Source organism: Saccharomonospora halophila 8 (assembly GCF_000383775.1).
Lineage (GTDB): Bacteria > Actinomycetota > Actinomycetes > Mycobacteriales > Pseudonocardiaceae > Saccharomonospora > Saccharomonospora halophila.
The window spans coordinates 31,827-51,431 of record NZ_KB912485.1 but is presented as its reverse complement, the minus strand read 5'-3'; the positions used below and the strand labels follow the sequence as shown (position 1 = coordinate 51,431).

General features: G+C 71.0%; 15 protein-coding genes, 1 pseudogene and 3 CRISPR repeat arrays. Of the genes and pseudogenes, 4 read left to right on the top strand and 12 right to left on the bottom strand.

Annotated features, from left to right (window positions below):
- The 11 genes from SACHA_RS0102170 to SACHA_RS0102115 all read right to left on the bottom strand — a co-directional run.
- Positions 1-1,208, bottom strand: a 1,208-nt coding sequence (locus SACHA_RS0102170; protein WP_028662806.1) for a PQQ-binding-like beta-propeller repeat protein, incomplete at its 3' end; no start/stop codon positions are given.
- 192 nt (positions 1,209-1,400) lie between these two features.
- A CRISPR array of direct repeats spans positions 1,401-3,626; the repeat unit is 28 nt; unit sequence GGACCACCCCCGCACGCGCGGGGAAGAC.
- A gap of 172 nt (positions 3,627-3,798) precedes the next feature.
- A complete protein-coding gene (locus tag SACHA_RS19895; protein ID WP_157601571.1) occupies positions 3,799-4,287 on the bottom strand; it encodes a class I SAM-dependent methyltransferase in 489 nt (162 codons plus the stop codon).
- A gap of 113 nt (positions 4,288-4,400) precedes the next feature.
- On the bottom strand, positions 4,401-4,841 hold the full coding sequence (locus tag SACHA_RS0102160; RefSeq protein ID WP_019806838.1) for a TSCPD domain-containing protein: 441 nt from the start codon (positions 4,839-4,841) through the stop codon (positions 4,401-4,403).
- A gap of 291 nt (positions 4,842-5,132) precedes the next feature.
- Positions 5,133-5,465: direct repeats of the CRISPR family, unit length 28 nt; unit sequence GGACCACCCCCGCACGCGCGGGGAAGAC.
- A gap of 89 nt (positions 5,466-5,554) precedes the next feature.
- Positions 5,555-5,914: a type I-E CRISPR-associated endoribonuclease Cas2e gene (gene cas2e / locus SACHA_RS0102150; protein ID WP_019806836.1), complete on the bottom strand. Its 360-nt coding sequence runs from the start codon at positions 5,912-5,914 to the stop codon at positions 5,555-5,557.
- On the bottom strand, positions 5,911-6,873 hold the full coding sequence (cas1e, locus tag SACHA_RS0102145; RefSeq protein WP_019806834.1) for a type I-E CRISPR-associated endonuclease Cas1e: 963 nt from the start codon (positions 6,871-6,873) through the stop codon (positions 5,911-5,913). Before cas1e ends, cas2e begins: the two co-directional genes overlap by 4 nt.
- Positions 6,866-7,552: a type I-E CRISPR-associated protein Cas6/Cse3/CasE gene (gene cas6e, locus SACHA_RS0102140; protein WP_019806832.1), complete on the bottom strand. Its 687-nt coding sequence runs from the start codon at positions 7,550-7,552 to the stop codon at positions 6,866-6,868. The genes cas1e and cas6e overlap by 8 nt, the downstream gene beginning before the upstream one ends.
- A 2-nt stretch (positions 7,553-7,554) precedes the next feature.
- Entirely contained in the window at positions 7,555-8,280 is a 726-nt protein-coding gene (gene cas5e / locus SACHA_RS0102135) for a type I-E CRISPR-associated protein Cas5/CasD (RefSeq protein ID WP_019806830.1), read from the bottom strand.
- Positions 8,277-9,410, bottom strand: a complete 1,134-nt coding sequence (gene cas7e, locus SACHA_RS0102130) for a type I-E CRISPR-associated protein Cas7/Cse4/CasC (protein ID WP_028662804.1) — start codon at positions 9,408-9,410, stop codon at positions 8,277-8,279. The genes cas5e and cas7e overlap by 4 nt, the downstream gene beginning before the upstream one ends.
- An 8-nt stretch (positions 9,411-9,418) precedes the next feature.
- Positions 9,419-10,084 (bottom strand): type I-E CRISPR-associated protein Cse2/CasB, encoded by a 666-nt coding sequence (casB, locus tag SACHA_RS0102125; RefSeq protein ID WP_019806826.1) that lies wholly within the window; start codon positions 10,082-10,084, stop codon positions 9,419-9,421.
- 32 nt (positions 10,085-10,116) lie between these two features.
- Positions 10,117-11,778 carry a type I-E CRISPR-associated protein Cse1/CasA gene (gene casA / locus SACHA_RS0102120; RefSeq protein ID WP_019806823.1) on the bottom strand — a complete coding sequence of 554 codons (1,662 nt, stop codon included), beginning with the start codon at positions 11,776-11,778 and terminating at the stop codon, positions 10,117-10,119.
- Positions 11,765-14,569, bottom strand: coding sequence for a CRISPR-associated helicase/endonuclease Cas3 (locus SACHA_RS0102115; RefSeq protein WP_019806822.1), 2,805 nt, complete (start codon positions 14,567-14,569; stop codon positions 11,765-11,767). Before SACHA_RS0102115 ends, casA begins: the two co-directional genes overlap by 14 nt.
- A gap of 326 nt (positions 14,570-14,895) precedes the next feature.
- Here SACHA_RS0102115 and SACHA_RS25915 point away from each other — a divergent pair.
- A pseudogene (locus tag SACHA_RS25915) lies at positions 14,896-14,964 on the top strand (cobalt transporter); the annotation flags it as partial.
- 61 nt (positions 14,965-15,025) lie between these two features.
- On the opposite strand, the gene SACHA_RS0102110 reads toward SACHA_RS25915, so the two are convergent.
- Positions 15,026-15,706 (bottom strand): helix-turn-helix domain-containing protein, encoded by a 681-nt coding sequence (locus tag SACHA_RS0102110; protein WP_269634134.1) that lies wholly within the window; start codon positions 15,704-15,706, stop codon positions 15,026-15,028.
- A 98-nt stretch (positions 15,707-15,804) separates the two neighbouring features.
- Here SACHA_RS0102110 and SACHA_RS0102105 point away from each other — a divergent pair, with 98 nt between their 5' ends.
- The 3 genes from SACHA_RS0102105 to SACHA_RS25905 all read left to right on the top strand — a co-directional run.
- The gene (locus SACHA_RS0102105) at positions 15,805-16,137 is read left to right on the top strand and encodes a hypothetical protein (protein ID WP_019806820.1); all 333 of its coding nucleotides are present in this window, start codon (positions 15,805-15,807) and stop codon (positions 16,135-16,137) included.
- A 32-nt stretch (positions 16,138-16,169) separates the two neighbouring features.
- Entirely contained in the window at positions 16,170-16,442 is a 273-nt protein-coding gene (locus tag SACHA_RS0102100) for a hypothetical protein (RefSeq protein ID WP_019806819.1), read from the top strand.
- 368 nt (positions 16,443-16,810) lie between these two features.
- A CRISPR array of direct repeats spans positions 16,811-19,215; the repeat unit is 28 nt; unit sequence GGACCACCCCCGCATGCGCGGGGAAGAC.
- 265 nt (positions 19,216-19,480) lie between these two features.
- On the top strand, positions 19,481-19,605 hold a 125-nt coding region (locus tag SACHA_RS25905; protein WP_232211791.1), incomplete at its 3' end, for a DUF2399 domain-containing protein.

The following is a 19,605-nucleotide window of genomic DNA, read 5'->3' as shown; positions in this document are numbered from 1 at the left end:
GCCGGGGTGATCAGCACGCCGGCGTCGGACGCCGCGACCGGCGCGAACCCCTCGCCGCGGTCGATCGTCAGGCCCGTGCGCAGATCGACCGCCACGGGCGTGCCGGAGCGCGTGCCGTACCCCACGCCGCTCTCGACGATGGTGAGCGCGAGCAACCCGTCGGCGCCGTCGTCGGTCCACCGGGGTTCCCCGGTACGCAGGTCGAACGCGCGCGTGACGCGGTAGCCGTCCAGGCCGCTGACGACGAGCGTGCCGCTGTCCGGGTCGACCACCGACCGGAACTCAGTCTCGTCCCCGAGCGCGGCGAGCAGTTCGCCGGTGCGCAGATCGTGCAGGCTGGTGCGCTCACCCCCGTCGCCGGACCAGCGAAGCGCCACCACGCCTTCGTCCGAACCCTGGGTGCCCTCCAACAGCTCCACCCGGTCGGTTTCGGACCACCCGGACGGCAACTCCAGCTCCGACGACCGCCACAGCGTGTCCCCGCTGCCGGTGTCCAGCGCGGTGAGCTTCCCGTCGTATGCGAACAGGCCCGCGCCGTGGTGCTCGTAGAGCGCGACCGCCCCGTCCACCGGCGGTTCGACGGGCTCCCCCGTGTCCGCAGCCAGCATCAGCCGCCGCCCCGACTCCCCGCCGACGACCGAGTTCGCCACCCGCCCAAAGACCAACCCCGGCCCCTGCAACGGGCCGGGCACCGACGTCGGACCCCACAACCGGCTCCCGTCCGCGGCATCGTAGACGTTCGCGCTGGTCCTCGTGGCGATCCTGCCTTCGCGGTTGTCCGCGTCGCTGGCGAGCACCACCGCGCCGGGCCGGTCACCGACCTCGGTCACGCCGTACCCGACGCAGGACGGGTTGGTCCACACCGTCCACCGGGTCTCGCCGGACGGTGTCACCCCGACGACCCCCAGCTGCGACTCGTCGTCGGCGGGGAACCGGATGCTCACCAGGTTGTCCCCCGCCGGGTAGGGGACGTCGTCGAACGGCGCCTTCCAGGCGGCCTCCGGCTGCGCCAGCACCGGCGCCTCGCCTCCTCCGGGAGGTGGCAGGGGCGCCGAGGTGGACGTGTCCAGCCGCGGCTCCGGCAACGCGGGCCCGGAACCACCGGCCCCGGATGCCGTGGCGTCCTCCACCGGCGCACCACAGGCGCCCACGAGAAGCCCGGCCCCCAGCACGAGTGCCGGGAGCCGACCGGATGCAGCGTGTCGCATGGAACCTCCGAGCCTTACTACTAGCCGAGATAGTAGACGACTCGCGGATCACCCGGCCACCACCCGGCACGGGGACGCACGTGAGGCACCCGCAGAAGGACGTCGAACTGCACGTCAGCGACCCGAGAGAGCACAACACCTCGCACGGACGGGGAAGAAGCCGAAGCATGGTCCAGCCAGCCGTACGAGTACGGAGCATCCCCGCACGCGCGGCGAAGACCGGGACCGCGATGGGCACGCGCCGGTAAAGGGGGGACCACCCCGCACGCGCGAGGAAGACCTCCAGCAGTTCCCCGCCACGGATCACGGCCGTGGACCACCCCCGCACGCGCGGGGAAGACGGGCTACGGGACCGCGCGCTGCTGCTGATCGGGGGACCACCCGCGCACGCGCGGGGAAGACTCGATCAGGTCATACGCGAGCGTCGTCTTGCCGGGACCACCCCCGCACGCGCGGGGAAGACCGGACCCTCAGCCGCAGGACATCACTCGACAGGGGACCACCCCCGCACGCGCGGGGAAGACCGGACCCTCAGCCGCAGGACATCACTCGACAGGGGACCACCCCCGCACGCGCGGGGAAGACCCCGGGGGTCGAGTCCGGTAGGCGAACCACGGTGGACCACCCCCGCACGCGCGGGGAAGACCGCCCCACCGGGGCCGGGAACTCCGGGTCGCGCGGACCACCCCCGCACGCGCGGGGAAGACGTCACCCCGGCCTGCTGTAGTGCCTCCCGGCCCGGACCACCCCCGCACGCGCGGGGAAGACGGGGAGGAACTGGCCACGTTCCGCGTGGAGGTCGGACCACCCCCGCACGCGCGGGGAAGACACGGACGTTCCGGTTCAACGTCGTTGTTCATGCGGACCACCCCCGCACGCGCGGGGAAGACCGTCTCGGCCTCGGCGCGGCCCTGTTCGACCAGGGACCACCCCCGCACGCGCGGGGAAGACGAGCTGTTCCACTCCGAGGGCACCTCGGCGACGGGACCACCCCCGCACGCGCGGGGAAGACAGCCAATCCGTCGCGGCCTGCGACCATTCCGCGGGACCACCCCCGCACGCGCGGGGAAGACCGCCATCCCGATACCAATGATCCCCATCGCGACGGACCACCCCCGCACGCGCGGGGAAGACGCGGTCCCGTACGTCTGGCGGTAGAGCCGATCGGGACCACCCCCGCACGCGCGGGGAAGACCGGGTCCGGGCGGAACGGAGACACGGAGTCCGCGGACCACCCCCGCACGCGCGGGGAAGACCTCCTGGTGTTCGTCGCGGTGCGGGATGTGCCGGGACCACCCCCGCACGCGCGGGGAAGACCGGTGGACTGTGAGGCTCCGGCCGCCGCGGCGGGGACCACCCCCGCACGCGCGGGGAAGACCTGGCGCACGTCGCCGAGCGGTGGCTTGAGGATGGACCACCCCCGCACGCGCGGGGAAGACCGGGACCGGTTGGCCGACCAGGCCCGCGAGGTGGGACCACCCCCGCACGCGCGGGGAAGACCCGTTCGCACCGAGGACATGTTCCTCGCCCACCGGGACCACCCCCGCACGCGCGGGGAAGACCCACAGATCCCGGACAGCACCACCCGGGCGCGCGGACCACCCCCGCACGCGCGGGAAAGACCTACCGTGTCCGCCCGGACGCTGAGGTCGGTCAGGGACCACCCCCGCACGCGCGGGGAAGACAATCACAAAGTTGACAGCGAATCGCGCTCCCGACGGACCACCCCCGCACGCGCGGGGAAGACCTCGCGGACCAAGCTGAGGAGTGGCTGTTCCTGGGACCACCCCCGCACGCGCGGGGAAGACTAGATCCCGTCGCTGAAGATGACCATCTGCGGGGGACCACCCCCGCACGCGCGGGGAAGACCCCATCTGCGCATCGATCGGCCCCCGCAGGGCGGGACCACCCCCGCACGCGCGGGGAAGACGTCTACACCCGGTTGACGCCCGAGCCTGCCACGGGACCACCCCCGCACGCGCGGGGAAGACGGGAACACGAAGATCTGCCAGTCGATGTCGCCGGGACCACCCCCGCACGCGCGGGGAAGACCTGCGCGGCATGATCAGCGGCGCGGTCGGCGACGGACCACCCCCGCACGCGCGGGGAAGACCGGCCCGCGTTGATCGCCTCCAGTAACGGCAGAGGACCACCCCCGCACGCGCGGGGAAGACCATGGTCCGCGGCCTATAACGCCATGCGCGCGGGGACCACCCCCGCACGCGCGGGGAAGACACCGTCTTGCCGTCGTTGTCGCGGATGAACTTGGGACCACCCCCGCACGCGCGGGGAAGACGTCTCCGGGAACGCGTCCCGCAGCGCGATGCCGGGACCACCCCCGCACGCGCGGGGAAGACCTGCGCGGCATGATCAGCGGCGCGGTCGGCGACGGACCACCCCCGCACGCGCGGGGAAGACACTTGATGACCTGCGGCGATATGAGGGACTAGAGCATTTTTCATTCACTCTACTTCGCGGGTTCGCTCTGCCCCACAGACCCGGGAGCGCCCCTGCGGGCCGTTCCTTGGCGGCCACCACGACGACGGTCACTCATCGTCACTCCCGTACGAGACACCGCCTGCCACTCCCGTCAGTGGGCGACGAGGACCGTGTACCGGTCGGGGAAGGTGACTGTGCCACCCGGGTTGGTGCGGCGAATCTCGGTAATTCCCGCGTCGAGTTCGGCATCGGTGAAGTGTTGATGTCCACAGCAGTGTGTCGGCATCATGACCACGATCAGACGGCCGTCGGGGGCGAGCAGCCGAGCCAAGCCGCGCACTGTGGATTCACGCACGTCGCGGGACACGTGGTGCTGGGCTTCCTTCACGACGACGGCGTCGAACTTCCGGTACGGGAGCGGCGCCTCACCTCGGGCGACGCTTTCGGCGGTGGCGTTCACGGGAACCAGTCGGGGCGAGTCGGAAATGCGGTCGAGCATCGCCGTCGACGGATCGACGCACACCAGTAGTTGGTGGGTGTGGTCGGCGAGTCTCTGGCTGTACAGGCCGGTGCCGCAGCCGACGTCGAGGACGCGGGAATCGCCACCGACCGCCGCGTGGGCAAGGAGACGGCTGGTCATCCAACCCACGAATGCGTCGCTGTAGGACCAGTGTCGGGTGAAGTCCGGGGCGAGCCGGTGATAGTGGGCAGCGATGTCCGGCCCGCCCCGGGCCCCGCGGTCACGGTCGGGAATCACCAGATCGGTGCCGCGGTGTCGGGATGGGTGACACCAAGCTCGACCTGCCGCCGCAGCGGTAGGAAGTCGAGCGCGAGGCGGCGGGCGAGGTAGTCCATCGGACTGGACGACCAGTCGATGTCCGGGTCGCCGGTGGTGATACCGAACGGCTCGAACCGGGTGTGCAGGAACCGGTGCACAAACTCCTCCACGGTCATACCGTGCGCCAGGGCGGCCGACAACAACTCGCCGAGCGCGGTGGTGAGCCCGTGGGTGACGGTGCCGTGTTTGGAGTGGTCGATGTCGACCGCGCCGAGTTGTCCGTGGTCGTCGACGGTGATGGTGACGCCGAATTCGGTGCCGCTGATCTCGACGTCGACCCGGTATCCGCTACGCACGCGGGGCAGACGGCGGGGCACACCCGGAACGTGCTTCTCGGCGACGGTGACCTCCACCATGGACTCCTATTTCTACAACAAATGGGCTTGAGCAGGAACTGAACCACTAGATGTGGGATCGTAGCGGGTGTTGGGGTGGGAGTGGTGGTCGACAGGCCCACCGGATCAGGTGGCGATCCGGTGCAGGTCGACGGCCGCATGCGCCCGCTTCAACGCGTGGTCGACGACCCCGGACGCCTGAGGGCTGCGGAGGTGGTAGGCACAGTCGCGGAGCCGTTCGACGAACTGGACGAGCTCGTCGTCGGTCGCGGGGAAGACCGCGCGCCATATCAGCCGATCATGGACATTACCGGACCACCCCCGCACGCGCGGGGAAGACCCCCGCAGTTTTCGCAACACCATGTTGCGGACAGGACCACCCCCGCACGCCCGGGGAAGACCCCGTGCGGTGGTTGCCCATCACCACCACCCCAGGACCACCCCCGCACGCGCGGGGAAGACGCCGCGATCCGCGAAGCCACTCAGCAGAACCTGGGACCACCCCCGCACGCGCGGGGAAGACCGGGCCCAGTACGGAGACACGTGCAACCCGAGGGGACCACCCCCGCACGCGCGGGGAAGACATCGCGGCCCCGCCGCCGGATGCGGCGAGGCGGGGACCACCCCCGCACGCGCGGGGAAGACTTAATGACCTGCGGCGATGTGAGGTACTAGGGCGTTTTTCATTCACTCTACTTCGCGAGTTCGCGCGGGAGCGCCCCTGCGGGCCGCTCCTACCCCCGGTTGCCGAAGCGCCTTCGGCGGCTCGCCTTGCTCCAGCCCACCGACTTCGCCCCGGACGACGGCGGCTTCGCCTCCGGTGCGTTGGGGCGCAGCATCAGGTTGATGCCGTCGAAGTCGACCGGTTGCCAGTCGTGCCCGTGGACCTGGAACGCGAGCCCCTGCTCGTTGTCGGCGGAGTAGACCATGATGGCCCGGCCCGACTGCACCATGTCGAGCACCCGCTCCCACAGCAGCGCACGGATCCGCGCGTTGACCGTGCCGACGAACACCCCGGGCGAAATCTCCAGCATCCAGCGCGTGAGATGCCCGCGCAGCCCCACCGGACAGGCGGCCACCACGACGACGGTCACTCGTCGTCACTCCCGTACGAGACACCGCCGGCCACTTCCCGGCCGTCGTAGTCCCACAGCATGACCACGTCCGGGTCGTCGAACGCCTCCGGGCCGTACTCCACCACGTCGTCCTCCTCGTCGGCGAGCAGGGACTTGATGTCGCGCACGCACTCGTCGAGGAAGTGGCCGCTCTTCATGTGGTCCCGCACCGCGCGACGGGTCTCCGCCCCGATGTCGGCGACGTTCGCCGCGGCTATGTCGAAGGCGATGGGGATGGTGACGTCCGCCTTGTACAGGTCGGCGACGTCGAACACGAACGAGCGCACGTGTCCGGTGTGGATGAAGCCGAGTCCGGGAGCGCAGCCCAACGCGACGACCACCGCGTGGACCACGCCGTAAAGGCTCGTGTTGGCCGCGGAGAGCGCCTGGTTCACGGGGTTCGCGTTGTCGAAGTCGCCGGGGTCGTACTGTCGCCGGTCCCAAGGGATTCCCACCCGTTTCGCGTGTTCCCGGTACAGCCGGCGGACCCGTGCCCCTTCCCTGCCCCGGAGCTGCTGCATCGTCAGCTTCGCGGTGTCCTCCTCCGGAAACCGCATCGCGTACATCTGCCGCGCCACCCGGAGCCGGGACTGACGCTGGGACACCAGCGCGGCCTGGGCCTCCAGCAGCCGGGACGAACGCGCGAGCGACCGCCCGTGGGCGTAGTAGCGGACGCCGTGCTCACCGACCCACACCGCCGTCGCACCGCTCTCGGCGAGCAGCACCATCGCCTGTTGGCTCACCGTGGTGCCCGGCCCGAGCAGCAGGGCGCCGATCGTGGCTGCCGGGACGTGCACGGTTCCCCGGGCGTCGTGTGCGGTGATCGCGTTGGCGTCCCGGTGGATCACGCTGTGCTCCACGTACAGGAACGACATGCGGTCCTGCGCGCGGGTCAGGTGGTTGATCGGGACCGGTGGCGGTCCCGGGACGTTACCCATCGCCGGGCCGCTCGGCCGTCGTCACCGGGGCGAGGGTGAGCAGGCCACAGCCGTACCCTTTCGCGGGACCGATGCCGTGGGTGAGGGCATGCCGCAGCGCGGCCGGGTCGGCGACCTCCAGGACGCCCTCGAACACGGCGGTCGCCAACGTCACCTGCCGACCCTCACGCGCGAATTTCCACGTGCGCCGCCGATGGACGGCGAGGTCGGGTTCCCCGCCGGTTCCCTCGGCGATCTTGAAGCCGTTCCTCGTGGCCCGGTCGCGCAGCCAGTCGTTCTGCTGGTTGACGGTGACGTGGCCGTACCGTTGCGACCGACCGGCGTCCGCGTTCCTCCGCCGGTTCACGACCGGGTTGGCTGTGAGCCGGAACGCCCAGCGTTGCCCGGCGGCGAGCCGGTCGAGCAGCGGGGTGTAGTCGCGGGCGTCCCAGGTCTGCGTGGTCGGCCAGCCGCACTGCTCCACCAGGTGCGTCAGGTCCGGCCGCCGCGGGCTCACCACGTACAGCTTCGTGCCCGCCGCGCTCTCGTCGAGCCGCCACAGCACACGGCCCTCGTCCGAGGTCCCGGCGGAGCGGCCGGGGAACGCGGCCAGCACGGCGGCGTGCAGCCGTTGCGGGGACACGAGCATGTTCTTGGCGCCGCGTCGTGCGGTGTTGATCTCGAAGCGGCTCAGGTACATCGTCAGCCCTCTCCTGAAAGCGGCGTGAGCGGCTCGTGGTGGTCCTGTTCGGCGCGATCGTCGTGGGACGGCGTGAAGTGCGGGTTGTCCACCGTGACGGCGCCCCAGGACACCGAGCGCCAGCCGTAGCGCCGGTGTCGGGGGTCGAAGCTCAACGGCTCGTCCCGCACCAGCACGGCACCGGGTTCCTCCGCGGGGCAGTCGGTGACCGTGGTCAGGGTGACGGAGCGCTCGTGCCGCCTGCCCGCGACCGCCGCGCTCGCCTGCCACCCGGTGTCGGTCAGGGCACGGTCGAGGTCGCCGTCCCCCATCCCCAGCACGAGCGGCCCGGTGGGCGGGCACGAGCGGCGGCCCAGATACAGCGGGAAGTGCGGGCGTCGCAGCGCGTCCCGCGCCGAGGCCAGCAGTTCGGGGTCACCGTCGAGCACCGCGAGGAACACCGCGTCGGCCAGGTAGAACCGGTAGGACAGCGGGAGGGGTTTCGACCCGTCACGCGGTCGTGCGGTCTGGAAGTCCCGCTCCAGCCTGCCCGGTTGTTCCACCCGCACCCCGAGACGCAGCGCCCGCAGGTCGTCGAGGTCGTCGGTGCGCTGCCTGCCGAGCGCCGCCGCGAGGAGTCCGACCACCCCGCTCTTGCTCGGCACCCGGTCGGTGTTGCGGCGGGTGAAGCGGCTGCTGGTGCCCCACGCCTGCAGTGGGGCCGCCAGCCGGAGCGTCAGTACCGTCATTCCGTGCCCAGACGCTCGTCGACCGTGGCGCCGACACGCTCAACGGCCGCATCGAACGAGACCCGCTCGGCGAGACCGTCCAGGGCGGCGCCGCGGTCTCCGACGGCCACCCCGAGCGCGGTCACGGGCCGCTCGTCGTAGGCGTCGTGCACCTCGGCGGCGTAGTCGCCGAGCCGCCGGACCGCGGCGGTGCTGCGTCCGCCGTCGCCGTCGTCGGTCACGGGGCTCTCGAACGCGCCGACGAGGTTGATCGGCTGAGTATCGCGCACCATGACCACCACCGCGTCCGGTTTCGTCCGGTTGGCGAAGGTGTTCTGTTTCCCGCTGGGCATACTCGTCACGAAGGCGCGTACGAACGCCTCGACCGCGCGGCGGGTCGCCTCGTCCTGGCCGAGCGTGTCCCGAAGGCGGTCGACGTCCACGGTCGCGTACCGGTACAGCGTCGACGAGTTGTACTCGATCGTGCCGATCATGCCCGCGCCCGCGTCCTCTTCCGCGTCGGCGCGTTTGTGGTCGTCCACCGCGGTGTAGTAGTCGTATTCGTTGCTCACCTCGTGCACGCTGAGCGCGTGCGCCACCTGGGCGGCGGCGTCGACGTTGAGCTCGGGATCGTCGGCGACCATGCGGCCGAACAGTGCCAGGTCGATGGAACGGTCCCGAGCGGCGCGGGCCTTGGCCTCCTTCTTGTCGATCGTGACGTCCCCACCGTCCGCTTCGTGGTGGGCGGTCACCGCGAGATCGGCCAGCGCGTCGATCTGCGGATTGCTGAGGAAGACCAGGTAGCCGGACTCGTGCGGGGCCTCGGACTTCCTGGCGGGCTTGAGTGCGATCCCCGCCGCGGTGATCGTCTTGTGGGCGAGGTCGAGCGCCTGCTCCGTCAGCGTGGCATCCCGCTTGATGATCCGTTCGGAGACGAGTTCGACGACCCGCTTCGTCCGCACGCCGAGCTCAGCGCTGTCCAGCAGCCCGTCGAAATCGGTGCGGGTGGCGCGCTTCCACGCCTGGCTGGACACCCGGGCGCGGCGCCTGCCCCCGTACACGGCGGTTTTCGGGCTGCCGGTGTCGTCCCGGTTCACGTTGCTCGGCGGGACGGTCTGAACGACGTGGATGTCGACGATGGTGCGTTGCACGAGTCGGGTCACCTTTCTTCGGAGGTGGTGGAAGGGTCGTCACCGGCGGTCTCGTCCGGGGATGTCTCCCGGCCGTCGTCGGTGCGGATGTGGAAGTCACGCCCCCACACCAGGCGCACCCGCTGCGGACCTCCCGGCCGCTGCCAGCGCCAGAGCTGGCCGGCGAGCAGCCCGTAGTCCAACGGCAGGCTCTGCGCGCGGAGCTGCTGCACCAGGCCGCGCGCGTGGTGGGCGAGTTCGTCGAGGGTGGTCGACGTGCCCAACGCCTGGAAGCGGCGCAGCACGGGATGCCGCTCCGGCACCTCGGCGTCGGGGACGAGCCGCCGCACCGCACGCCCCAGCCCGTACTTGGGACCGGTGCGGTGCATGGGCAGCCCCTGCCCCTGCTGGTGCACGGCGTACAGGGTCATCGCCAGGTGGGCGGCCGTTTCGGCGGCGGTCGGTTCGTCCGGTGCGTTGCCCGGAATCAGGTCCGCACCCGTGGTGTAGGGCAGGACCTCGAAGACCGATCCGGGTGGTTTGCCCACCGCGCGGCGTAGCCGGGCGAGTGCGGCCACCTGCTCGGACCGGTTCGCCAGCACTCCGCCCTGCAGGTCGTGGATTGTGCGTGCGACGAACGACCGCACGATCTCCGGCGGGGTGGAACTCTGGGTGGCCGCCGAGGTGTCTGTCAACGGTGTCCTCCTGGAAGCGGTGGGTGGAACGGTCACGCCGACGCGGCGGCGCGCTCGGCCGCACGGGCCTGTGGCAGGGCCTGACGGAGTGCTTTCGCGAACCGGTCGGCGGCGTGTGCGGCGGTCAGTAGGCGGTCGTTCACCGTGCGCCCGGCCCACGCAACGTCCGGTGCGCGTTCGTGCAGCTCCTGACCGAGCCGCCACACGACGTCATTGGCGGTGCGGTGCCACCCGGCCTCGGCGGTGACCGGATCGGTGTCCGGTCCGAGGCCGGACAGCCACTCCCGGAACGGACCGTCGAGTTCCGCGTAGGCGAGTTCGATCGCGCGGTTAAGATCACCGTCGTCCGGCATCCCGGACTTCGGCGGCGGTGCCTTGCCCGCTGCCTGGGCAAGATTCAACGCCAGCGTCCCGAGCGCGTACGCCGCCTTTTCGGAGGCCTTCACACATTCACGTGTCAGACCAACGAGGTGCTGCGCTCCGCGCCGAAGCAGTTCCGACCGGAGCCCCAGCGCATCATCGGTGACCTCCTCGGTGATGGAGCCCTTTGGGTCGTAGGTCATGCCGATGGTGCGCACGCGGACGCCGAAGTCCGAGCGGAGCACTCCCTCTTCGGTCAGCTCGGCGACCCAGTCGAGCACGCCGGCAGTGAGCCTGTCCGCCGCCTCCGCCCGCTGGTCGGCCGTGATCGCGCCCGGCAACAGCGCTTCCAATCCACGCCAGATCGCCCGCTTGGGGTCATGCGGGGTCGGCATGTAGACGGTGTCGTTGTTGCGCCGTTGCTTCTCCTGTGCCTTGCTGCGTCGCCACAGGCTGTGCGGTTCGAGCCGGTGCCGGTTCTGCGGTTCGAGGCGGTCCCCGTTGCTGATGAGCACCCGCCGGACCCGTCCGCCGTCCGCGACCAGCCGGACACGGCGGGCCTGCCAGGTGTAGAGGTCGACGGGCCCGCTCGGCTCCGGATCGTCCCGCACGGTCGGGCCCTGCGGACTCCGCTCCCACACCGGCAGATCGTCGGCGTGGGTACGACTCGGGGTGTCCGCCCGGCGAGGAATGAGGTTGAGCAGCAGAGTTTCCCGGAGCGTGCCGCCCTCGGGCAGCACCCCGCCGAGACGTCCACACCACCCGGTGCCGATCGGGTAGCCGCGTCCACCCTTCACCCGGTCGTCGCCCACCGCGCCGGACTTGATGCCCGACGGGTCGTAAGACTGGCAATGCACCACCCACCGGGCCGCCTCGGCGTAGCTGAGGGACAACTCGCCGCCGAGGCGGGTGGTGAAGAACGGCCTCCCGTTCGGCACGTCCGCGATCAGTTTGCTCAGCTCGGACGTCTCCCCCTTGCCCGTGCGCAGCTCGGCGACCTGGAAGAACGGCGTCTCCGGATGCAGGAGGTCGAACCGGTCCCGGTGCCGGTCCAGGTAGTCGACGACCGGTCCGGTCGGCAGGCGCTCGGCCCGCCACAGCCGCTCCCACTCGTCCAGATCCCCGGGGCCGTCCCACGCGCGGTGCAGGATCGCCAGCAGCAACCGCACCAGCGCGAGATCCTGCGTGGGCAGGTCACCGGACAGGGTCGCGACCTCGTGGGCCCGGGTGACGACCTCGACCAGCGACAGCTCCGTCGTCGCGCCGTCGCGCATCCGCACCGGGATCCACGGCTGGTCGACGAGGTCGAACGACGCCTGGTCAGTTGAGCTCATGGATCAGCCCCCGGCGGGTGTCGTAGGTGAGCCGGAACTCGTGCTGCCCGGCGCACACCGTGGCACGGCGCTGCTGGTCGAGCGCGAGCACGAGTTGCCCGGCCAACAGCGGTGTCTGGTCAAAGGCAGTCAATCGGCTCTGGTCCTCCAGCACGCGGATAACCTCATCGATCACTCCTTCGTGTGACATGGCGAAGGGCAGGCGCAGCGAGCAGGCGGCCACGATCCGCGCCAGGTCCGGTGGCACGACGTCGTCGAGCGGAATCTGTGTGGCGGCCCCCTCGGCAATCCAGTCCGGGGTGAGCAGGCCACCGTCCCGGTCCCGCTGCACCACCAGAACCTCCAGCGACTCGGCCCCGTCCCGCACCTGCGCCGCGCCGTGCGGACCTTCGGCGTCCCCGACCCCGGCCTGCACCCAGCCGATCAGGCTCGCCCCCGGTGCGGCCTCGTCGAGCAGGAACGTCGCGGCCTTGTGCCGCCGCTCCCGCGCCTTCGCCCCGGCGGCCTCGGCGGCGGCGGTCAACGCCGGATGCCAGGACGGATCCCCGATCGGTTCGTCGCCGTATCCGGCCTGCACGAGCGGCGCGATGTCGTCCGGCAGGCGGAGTGTGTCCCGCCCGATCAACAACGCGGCCGACCGCAGCAACGGGTACTCCCCGTACACCGCCCGGGATCCGCGGACCGCCCGCACCGGTGTGCCGTACCAGTCCTGGACCCCGACGACCGCGCACCGCGGCGCCCGCACCGGAGCTGGGCGCTCCCGCCGGTGACGATGGGTGCGGCCGAGGCGTTGCAGCACCAGGTCGACCGGGGCGAGGTCGGTGACGAGCAGGTCGAAGTCCACGTCGAGGGACTGTTCGAGCACCTGCGAGGCCACCACGATGTGCGGGCCGGCGCGGTCGTTGTCCGGCCCCGGTGGGCCGAACCGGCGGACCAGGTCGGTGTCGATCCGGGCCCGGTCGCACGCGAGGAAACGCGAGTGGTTCACCGTGACGCGGTCGCCGCCGAACTCCTCGGCCAGCCGGTCGGCGGTCTCCTGCACCCGGTCCACCGTGTTGCGCACCACCGCGGCACACCCGCCGTCGGCGAGTGCCCCGCGCAGGTAACGCACGAGCGCATCGAGATCGTCCGGCAGCCGGTCAATCCCCACCTCGGTCGGTGGCTCGTCGACGTCGACCGTGCGCGGTACCGGATCGGCCGACGTGGACACCGCCGGGTAGGCGGTGTCGCTCCGCGTCGGGATCTCGGTAACCTCTCCCCGGCCCGCGGCGTAGGCGCGGACGAGTTCCGCCCGGCGCGCGGCCGGGAGGGTCGCGGACAGCAGCACAACCGGCACCCCGTACGCGCCGAGCCAGTGCAGCACCCGGTGCAGGTACTGCGACATGTAGACGTCGTAGGCGTGTACCTCGTCGATCACCACGACCTTGCCCGCGAGCGCCAGGTGCCGCAGCATCAGGTGCCGGCTCTTCAGCCCGGCCACCAGCACCTGGTCGATGGTGCCGACCACGAACGCGGCGAGCGGGCCCTTCTTGTTCCCCTGCAGCCACTGGTGCACCGCGATGGAGTCCGCGGAGTCCTCCCCGACACAGGCGAACTCCCCCTCGCGGACGAGCCCGTCGAACGTGTCGTTGAGCGAGGCTTTCCCGTGCGCGAGCGTCACGTCCACCGGCGGCGCGTCGTCGCCGCGTGGCAGGGCACGCAGCCAGTCGGCGACCCGGGCGAACATCGCGTCGCTGGTGGCCTGCGTCGGCAATGCCACGAACACCCCGCCGGAGCCGAACGTGCGGGCGAGATCCTCGGCCGCGACGAGCGCGGCCTCGGTCTTGCCCACCCCCATGGGCGCTTCCACGATCATCAACCCGGGCTCGCTCAGGCCACGGGCCGTCTCCGCCACCGCCCGCTGCACCGGCCGCGGCCGTTCGATGTGCGGGAACCGCTCGCGGAACTGTGAGTCGACGTCCGCACCCGGTGGGGGGCTCCACCGTGCCGGCAGGTCGAGCCGCCGCCAGGCGCGATCGAGCCGGTGCCGGGTGCGCTCGGGGTCCGGCTCGGTGAGGTACTCGGCCGTGCTCACCGGCTCCAGCGGGAACAGAGCCGTGTTGGAGACGATCCAGTCGGCCACCACGGCGATCGCGCTGAGCAGGACCAGCGACGGTGAGTCGAGCCGGGTGTCCCGTAGCTTCCGCAGAACATCGGCGGAGTCGACGGACCCGGTGATATGCGAAAGAGCGTCCGCGCGGGCCTCCTGCCACACCCCCGTACCGGCCAGGTGTGGGAAGTCGGTGACACGCGACAACGTCGCACGCTCCGGCGAGATGCCGTGATGACTGCCCACTACGGACGCCAACTGGGTCGCCGCGCCCCGACGTGGGAGGTCCAGCTCGGAGACCAGCCAGTCCCGCACCGCGACGTGGCCGACGAGCGAGTGGTTTACGCTGCTACGCGCGGGACTGTCCTTCAAGGCGGGATCGGCGCCGAGCTGGTGATCCCGCCGCATCCGGTCGGCCAACCGCGGCGCCTGCACGACGAACGCGGGCGAGAGCTTGCCGACGTCGTGCACCCCGGCGAGCCACGCGGCGAGCGTGCCGACGTCGTCCTCCCCTCCCGGAAGAGCAGCCCCGATACGGCGAACGACCTGCCGCGGCACCCAGTCGGCGACCAGGCGACGCGCCACCGCGGCACTGTCCTCCAGGTGCTGGAACAGCGGAAGCCAATGCGTGAGCTGGCTCGTCTCACGGTCGAAGTACGACTTCGCCCAGCCCGAGAGCCAGGCAGTCGAGTGACCCAACACAACCCCCAGAGGTCATCGTCGGCACGGTCCCCCATATGTCTCTCGAACCACGGGTGCCGTTACAGATGATCAGAGGGAGATCCGCTTAAGCGAGCAGACGGTGCAGCGTGCCGATCACTGTGAAGAACGCCAACGTGCCCGAGCTCGCGCCGGCCAAAGGGCCAACGGGAACCATAGTCACCGCAACTCCAGTGCCCACGAACGCGCCGATGAGCTTTTCTCGACATGCTCGTGCTAGCTTCGAATTGGATGGCTGCTGGTCTGGCTCAGCAGCACCACCCGCGAGCGGTCACGACACGAGTCGCTCAGCCCACCTGCGCACGCGGGCGTGGGCCGACCCGATCGCCGCCCTGATCATCGCCGCCGTCGCCGTCCGCGAGGGCCGTGAAGCCTGACGCGGGGCACACTGCTGCTGACAGGGGCGAGCCGGGTCGGCCTGCACCCGGCGTCAGCGGCTCACCGACCGACCACGGGCGCGAGGTGTCGGAGCATATAAGCGCCGCACCAGCGGCTTTCGGTGTCCTTCGGGTCGACCGCTTCCTTCGCCGCCTTTCTGGCGAGTTTGGTGGGGTTCGGGTGGGAGGGCAGATCGTCGGCCACCCGTAAGGCTGTTCGCCAATCGACCTGAGTCAGGCGCGAGATGTCCGCAGCGAGACACAAACGCCGCACGACGGGGTCTTCTTCGAGCACCTGGACCACTCGTTGTGCGTTCTCTTTCCCTGGGAGTTTCGCGAGGACGCTGAGCGAGTTCGTCCGCAAGGTGGCTGTCTCCCCTTCGGTCATCCACCGGAGGAACTGGCGCACCCCGTCCGGGTCGAGGCGAGTGCCGACCGCGACGTCCGTGGCGTGCGAGGTCGGGCGTTCCGCGAACACATTTGGTATTCCGGATTGCACCGACCCGACGAGAGTCGAGAGCCGCCGTGTGCCCTTGATCCTCGTCAGCCCGGGGTGGGTGATCTCGTTCCGCCTCATGTCGGCCCCTAACACTCGCTCGTAGGCGTCAACTATCTCGATCGTCGCCGCACGCCTCCCGGTTTCGACCTGCCCGAGATACGGCTTCGAGAAGTGGGTCAGCTCTGCCATCCGCGACAACGACAGGCCTGCCTCCATGCGAGCCGTCCGCAGAGTTTCTCCCACACCTTCGAATGCAGACACGTGCAGACACCTCGCCACTTCAAAGTGTAGTTGACGCGGGCGACTATACCGCTAGAAGCAGGGAACGACGAGGAGATGGAATGGACGAGGCCCGGTTGACCCGGCGGCAGTGGCAGGCGTTGGACGAGGTGCTGGCGGAGGTGTGTGAGCGGACGTCCGGGGGTGTGGAGGATCTGCACGACCGGGGTGTGGGCGTCCTGGAGAGCGTGCGGCCCGCCGAGTGGCGCACACCGGTGGAGGTGGGGTCGGCTGCGGCGGTGTCGTTGTGGCGGCATGTGCGGCAGGTCCTCGGGTCGCTCGTGCATCTGGAGGACGCTGCCCCCGACGATGTTCGCGCCATCCGCGCCACCGCCGGTGAGGTGGCCGCCCTGGCCGAGCACATGCGCACGTTCTCGCACCGCACCAACGTCTGATACGCGGGCCCATGACTCAGGAAGGGAGATTTATGCCCACCATCACCGCGACCTCCGGCCTCGAACGGTCGTCGGCGTTGCGGGACACCGAGGCCGCGTTGATGCGGCTGCGGCGCGCGGTCGACAGCGAGACCGAACCGCTCTACGCCCGCAAGGACGCGGGCGGCACCGACGCGCTGCCGGTGCTGAGCCGGATCGGGGTCCTGCTGCTCGAACTCGGCTTCACCATCGCCGAAGAAGGCGGCATCGACCCCAGCGGGATCGAACACGCCGTGTCCCACGCCTACGGACTCCCCACCGACTGAGTCCGCGGTCCCGCGTGGCCGAGGATGTGTGCCCGTGGCGCTCACAGGTGAACCGTGAGCGCCTATACTTCCTGCCCGACAAGTGAATGAGAAACAGCGCCACGGCTCGCATCGCCGCAGGTCAACAAGTCTTCCCCGCGTGCGCGGGGGTAGTCCCCGCCGAACAGTGGGAGAGTGACGCGCTCGCGAGTCTTCCCCGGGTGCTCCGGGGGTGGTCCGCTCGCGCACCCGGTGCCTGAGGTGATGCGTCTTCCCCGCGTGCGCCGGGGTGGTCCCTGCGGCACTGGGAACTGGATTCGCTGCTGCCCAGTCTTCCCCGCTTGTGCGGGGAACACGGCAGTCCCGGGCCGTGGCCGGATAGCATGAAGGGACCAGCCCCGCACGCGCGGGGAACGCGTCTCCGGGAACGCCGCCCGCAGCAGGGCTGCGGGACCACCCCCGCATGCGCGGGGAAGACCGCCTGGCGCTCATTCCGAGACAGGTCGTCGGCGGACCACCCCCGCATGCGCGGGGAAGACCTCGACACCGACCACGGCGACGGCGAGCGGGACGGACCACCCCCGCATGCGCGGGGAAGACCAGTGCTGCACGGCGCGGATGGCGCGGCGCGGGGGACCACCCCCGCATGCGCGGGGAAGACTCCTCCCGCACGGTGTCGAGGTCGGCCCACGCCGGACCACCCCCGCATGCGCGGGGAAGACTTCCGGCGAACGCTTCACCAAACGCGCGGATAAGGACCACCCCCGCATGCGCGGGGAAGACGCCGCCGTCGCCGTCGGCGCTTTCCTGGCCGCGGGACCACCCCCGCATGCGCGGGGAAGACGTTTCGGTTTCACCATCGTGTCTGAGGGGTGGGGGACCACCCCCGCATGCGCGGGGGAGACCTCCTCGTAGGTGGCGGCGAAGATGTCCGGCGGACCACCCCCGCATGCGCGGGGAAGACCAGTAACGGCAGATTGCGCCGCGCCGAGGCCGCGGGACCACCCCCGCATGCGCGGGGAAGACGTGCCCCGGGTGCCGGTCGCGCTCACGGCGACGGGACCACCCCCGCATGCGCGGGGAAGACATCGCGGGACCGATCCCCCCGCGGACGCCACGGACCACCCCCGCATGCGCGGGGAAGACCGTGTAATCCCATTCGCCAAGGTTGTCGCCCAGGGACCACCCCCGCATGCGCGGGGAAGACGGCAGCGTGAGCTACTTCCCCGTGGATGACGAGGGACCACCCCCGCATGCGCGGGGAAGACCCGGCCACGCTGGTCAAGCGGTACCGCGGCGAGGGACCACCCCCGCATGCGCGGGGAAGACATACCGGTACACGGTGCCGGGTATCCTCCCCCGGGACCACCCCCGCATGCGCGGGGAAGACTCCCGCGCGGCACGACGAAGTTGCGAAACCAGCGGACCACCCCCGCATGCGCGGGGAAGACCTCGCCACCCACGGCGCCTGGCGCCTGGCCGCGGGACCACCCCCGCATGCGCGGGGAAGACTTGCGGGCCGCGGAGAAGAACTTGACCAGCGTGGGACCACCCCCGCATGCGCGGGGAAGACCTGCACCACCTCGTGCTGCACGTCGAACCCGAGGGACCACCCCCGCATGCGCGGGGAAGACGGCGGCAACCCGGGCCAGGACTCCTGGGACCTGGGACCACCCCCGCATGCGCGGGGAAGACCGGGGGCCGTTTTCGCATGTCCGCTCCCCCGCGGGACCACCCCCGCATGCGCGGGGAAGACTGCAGCTCGGCGCGAAGCGCGGCACCGTCCGGGGGACCACCCCCGCATGCGCGGGGAAGACTCACCAGGCGCGGCCCCACGTCCACGTGCGAGGGGACCACCCCCGCATGCGCGGGGAAGACTCCGGCGACGAACGCGGCCACCCGCCATACCGAGGACCACCCCCGCATGCGCGGGGAAGACGCGGCGGAGGTGGTGGAACCGCTCGCGGAAGGGGGACCACCCCCGCATGCGCGGGGAAGACGCCCGCGACACCGGCATCGGCGTCGGCAACGTGGGACCACCCCCGCATGCGCGGGGAAGACCCACGCAGACGATCACCATCCTGATGGCGCTGGGGACCACCCCCGCATGCGCGGGGAAGACGCGCTGTCGTATGTCGCCCTGATCGGCGTTCTGGGACCACCCCCGCATGCGCGGGGAAGACGAGCTGCCCCGCGGGATGGTCTTGGTGATGCCGGGACCACCCCCGCATGCGCGGGGAAGACAGGTCGTCCGGCAGGAGGACGACCGCCTTGACCGGACCACCCCCGCATGCGCGGGGAAGACATCAGGGACAGTCCGATCATGGCTCCGGCCTGGGGACCACCCCCGCATGCGCGGGGAAGACGTGACGAATCTTGCTCCGTCCCGGTGGACCGCCGGACCACCCCCGCATGCGCGGGGAAGACGCTGGCCGCGCGCGTGAAACCGGCCGTGTTCGGGGACCACCCCCGCATGCGCGGGGAAGACTGAACGTGCTCAACTCTGCTCCTTCGCTGGTACGGACCACCCCCGCATGCGCGGGGAAGACGTGTGGCCGCCGTGCCGCTGCGGGGCGAGAATGGGACCACCCCCGCATGCGCGGGGAAGACTTAGCAGCGTCAATAGCCTGCTCATCCGGGGTCGGACCACCCCCGCATGCGCGGGGAAGACCCCGCCAACGACGACACCGGTGAGCTGCGCACGGGACCACCCCCGCATGCGCGGGGAAGACACGCCGCCGCCTCGGGGGTCACCGGTCGGCCTTCGGACCACCCCCGCATGCGCGGGGAAGACACTTGATGACCTGCATCGATGTCGGCCGTGAGGCTGTTTTTCATTCACTTCTGACCCGCACCCTACCCGCCCTCGGCCCATCTCCACCCGGCGTGTCGCCCCCGACCCGTAGCCTGGCAGGGTGAGCTCCGGGACAGTGAGATCACCGGGGCGCCGCCGGAGATCTGGGTGGTGGAGAACCCGAGCATCCTGGCGATGGCGCTGGGCCGGTTCGGCACCCGGTGCCCGCCGCTGGTGTGTACGTCGGGCTGGCACGAACAGCGCGGTGCTACGCACCCTGCGCCGCGCCGCGGACCTCGGTACCCGGCTGCACCACCATGGCGACTTCGACGGCGAGGGCCTGCGCATCGTGGCGCACGTGGCGGCCCGGACCGGCGCGCGGCCGTGGCG

Excerpts from the sequence above, each read along its gene's own strand:
- SACHA_RS0102160 (WP_019806838.1), bottom strand. The coding sequence starts at position 4,841 with ATGGTGGAGGTCACCGTCGCCGAGAAGCACGTTCCGGGTGTGCCCCGC.
- casA (WP_019806823.1), bottom strand. The coding sequence starts at position 11,778 with ATGAGCTCAACTGACCAGGCGTCGTTCGACCTCGTCGACCAGCCGTGG.
- SACHA_RS0102105 (WP_019806820.1), top strand. The coding sequence starts at position 15,805 with ATGGACGAGGCCCGGTTGACCCGGCGGCAGTGGCAGGCGTTGGACGAG.
- cas1e (WP_019806834.1), bottom strand. The coding sequence starts at position 6,873 with ATGGGTAACGTCCCGGGACCGCCACCGGTCCCGATCAACCACCTGACC.
- SACHA_RS0102100 (WP_019806819.1), top strand. The coding sequence starts at position 16,170 with ATGCCCACCATCACCGCGACCTCCGGCCTCGAACGGTCGTCGGCGTTG.
- cas6e (WP_019806832.1), bottom strand. The coding sequence starts at position 7,552 with ATGTACCTGAGCCGCTTCGAGATCAACACCGCACGACGCGGCGCCAAG.
- SACHA_RS19895 (WP_157601571.1), bottom strand. The coding sequence starts at position 4,287 with ATGACCAGCCGTCTCCTTGCCCACGCGGCGGTCGGTGGCGATTCCCGC.
- cas5e (WP_019806830.1), bottom strand. The coding sequence starts at position 8,280 with ATGACGGTACTGACGCTCCGGCTGGCGGCCCCACTGCAGGCGTGGGGC.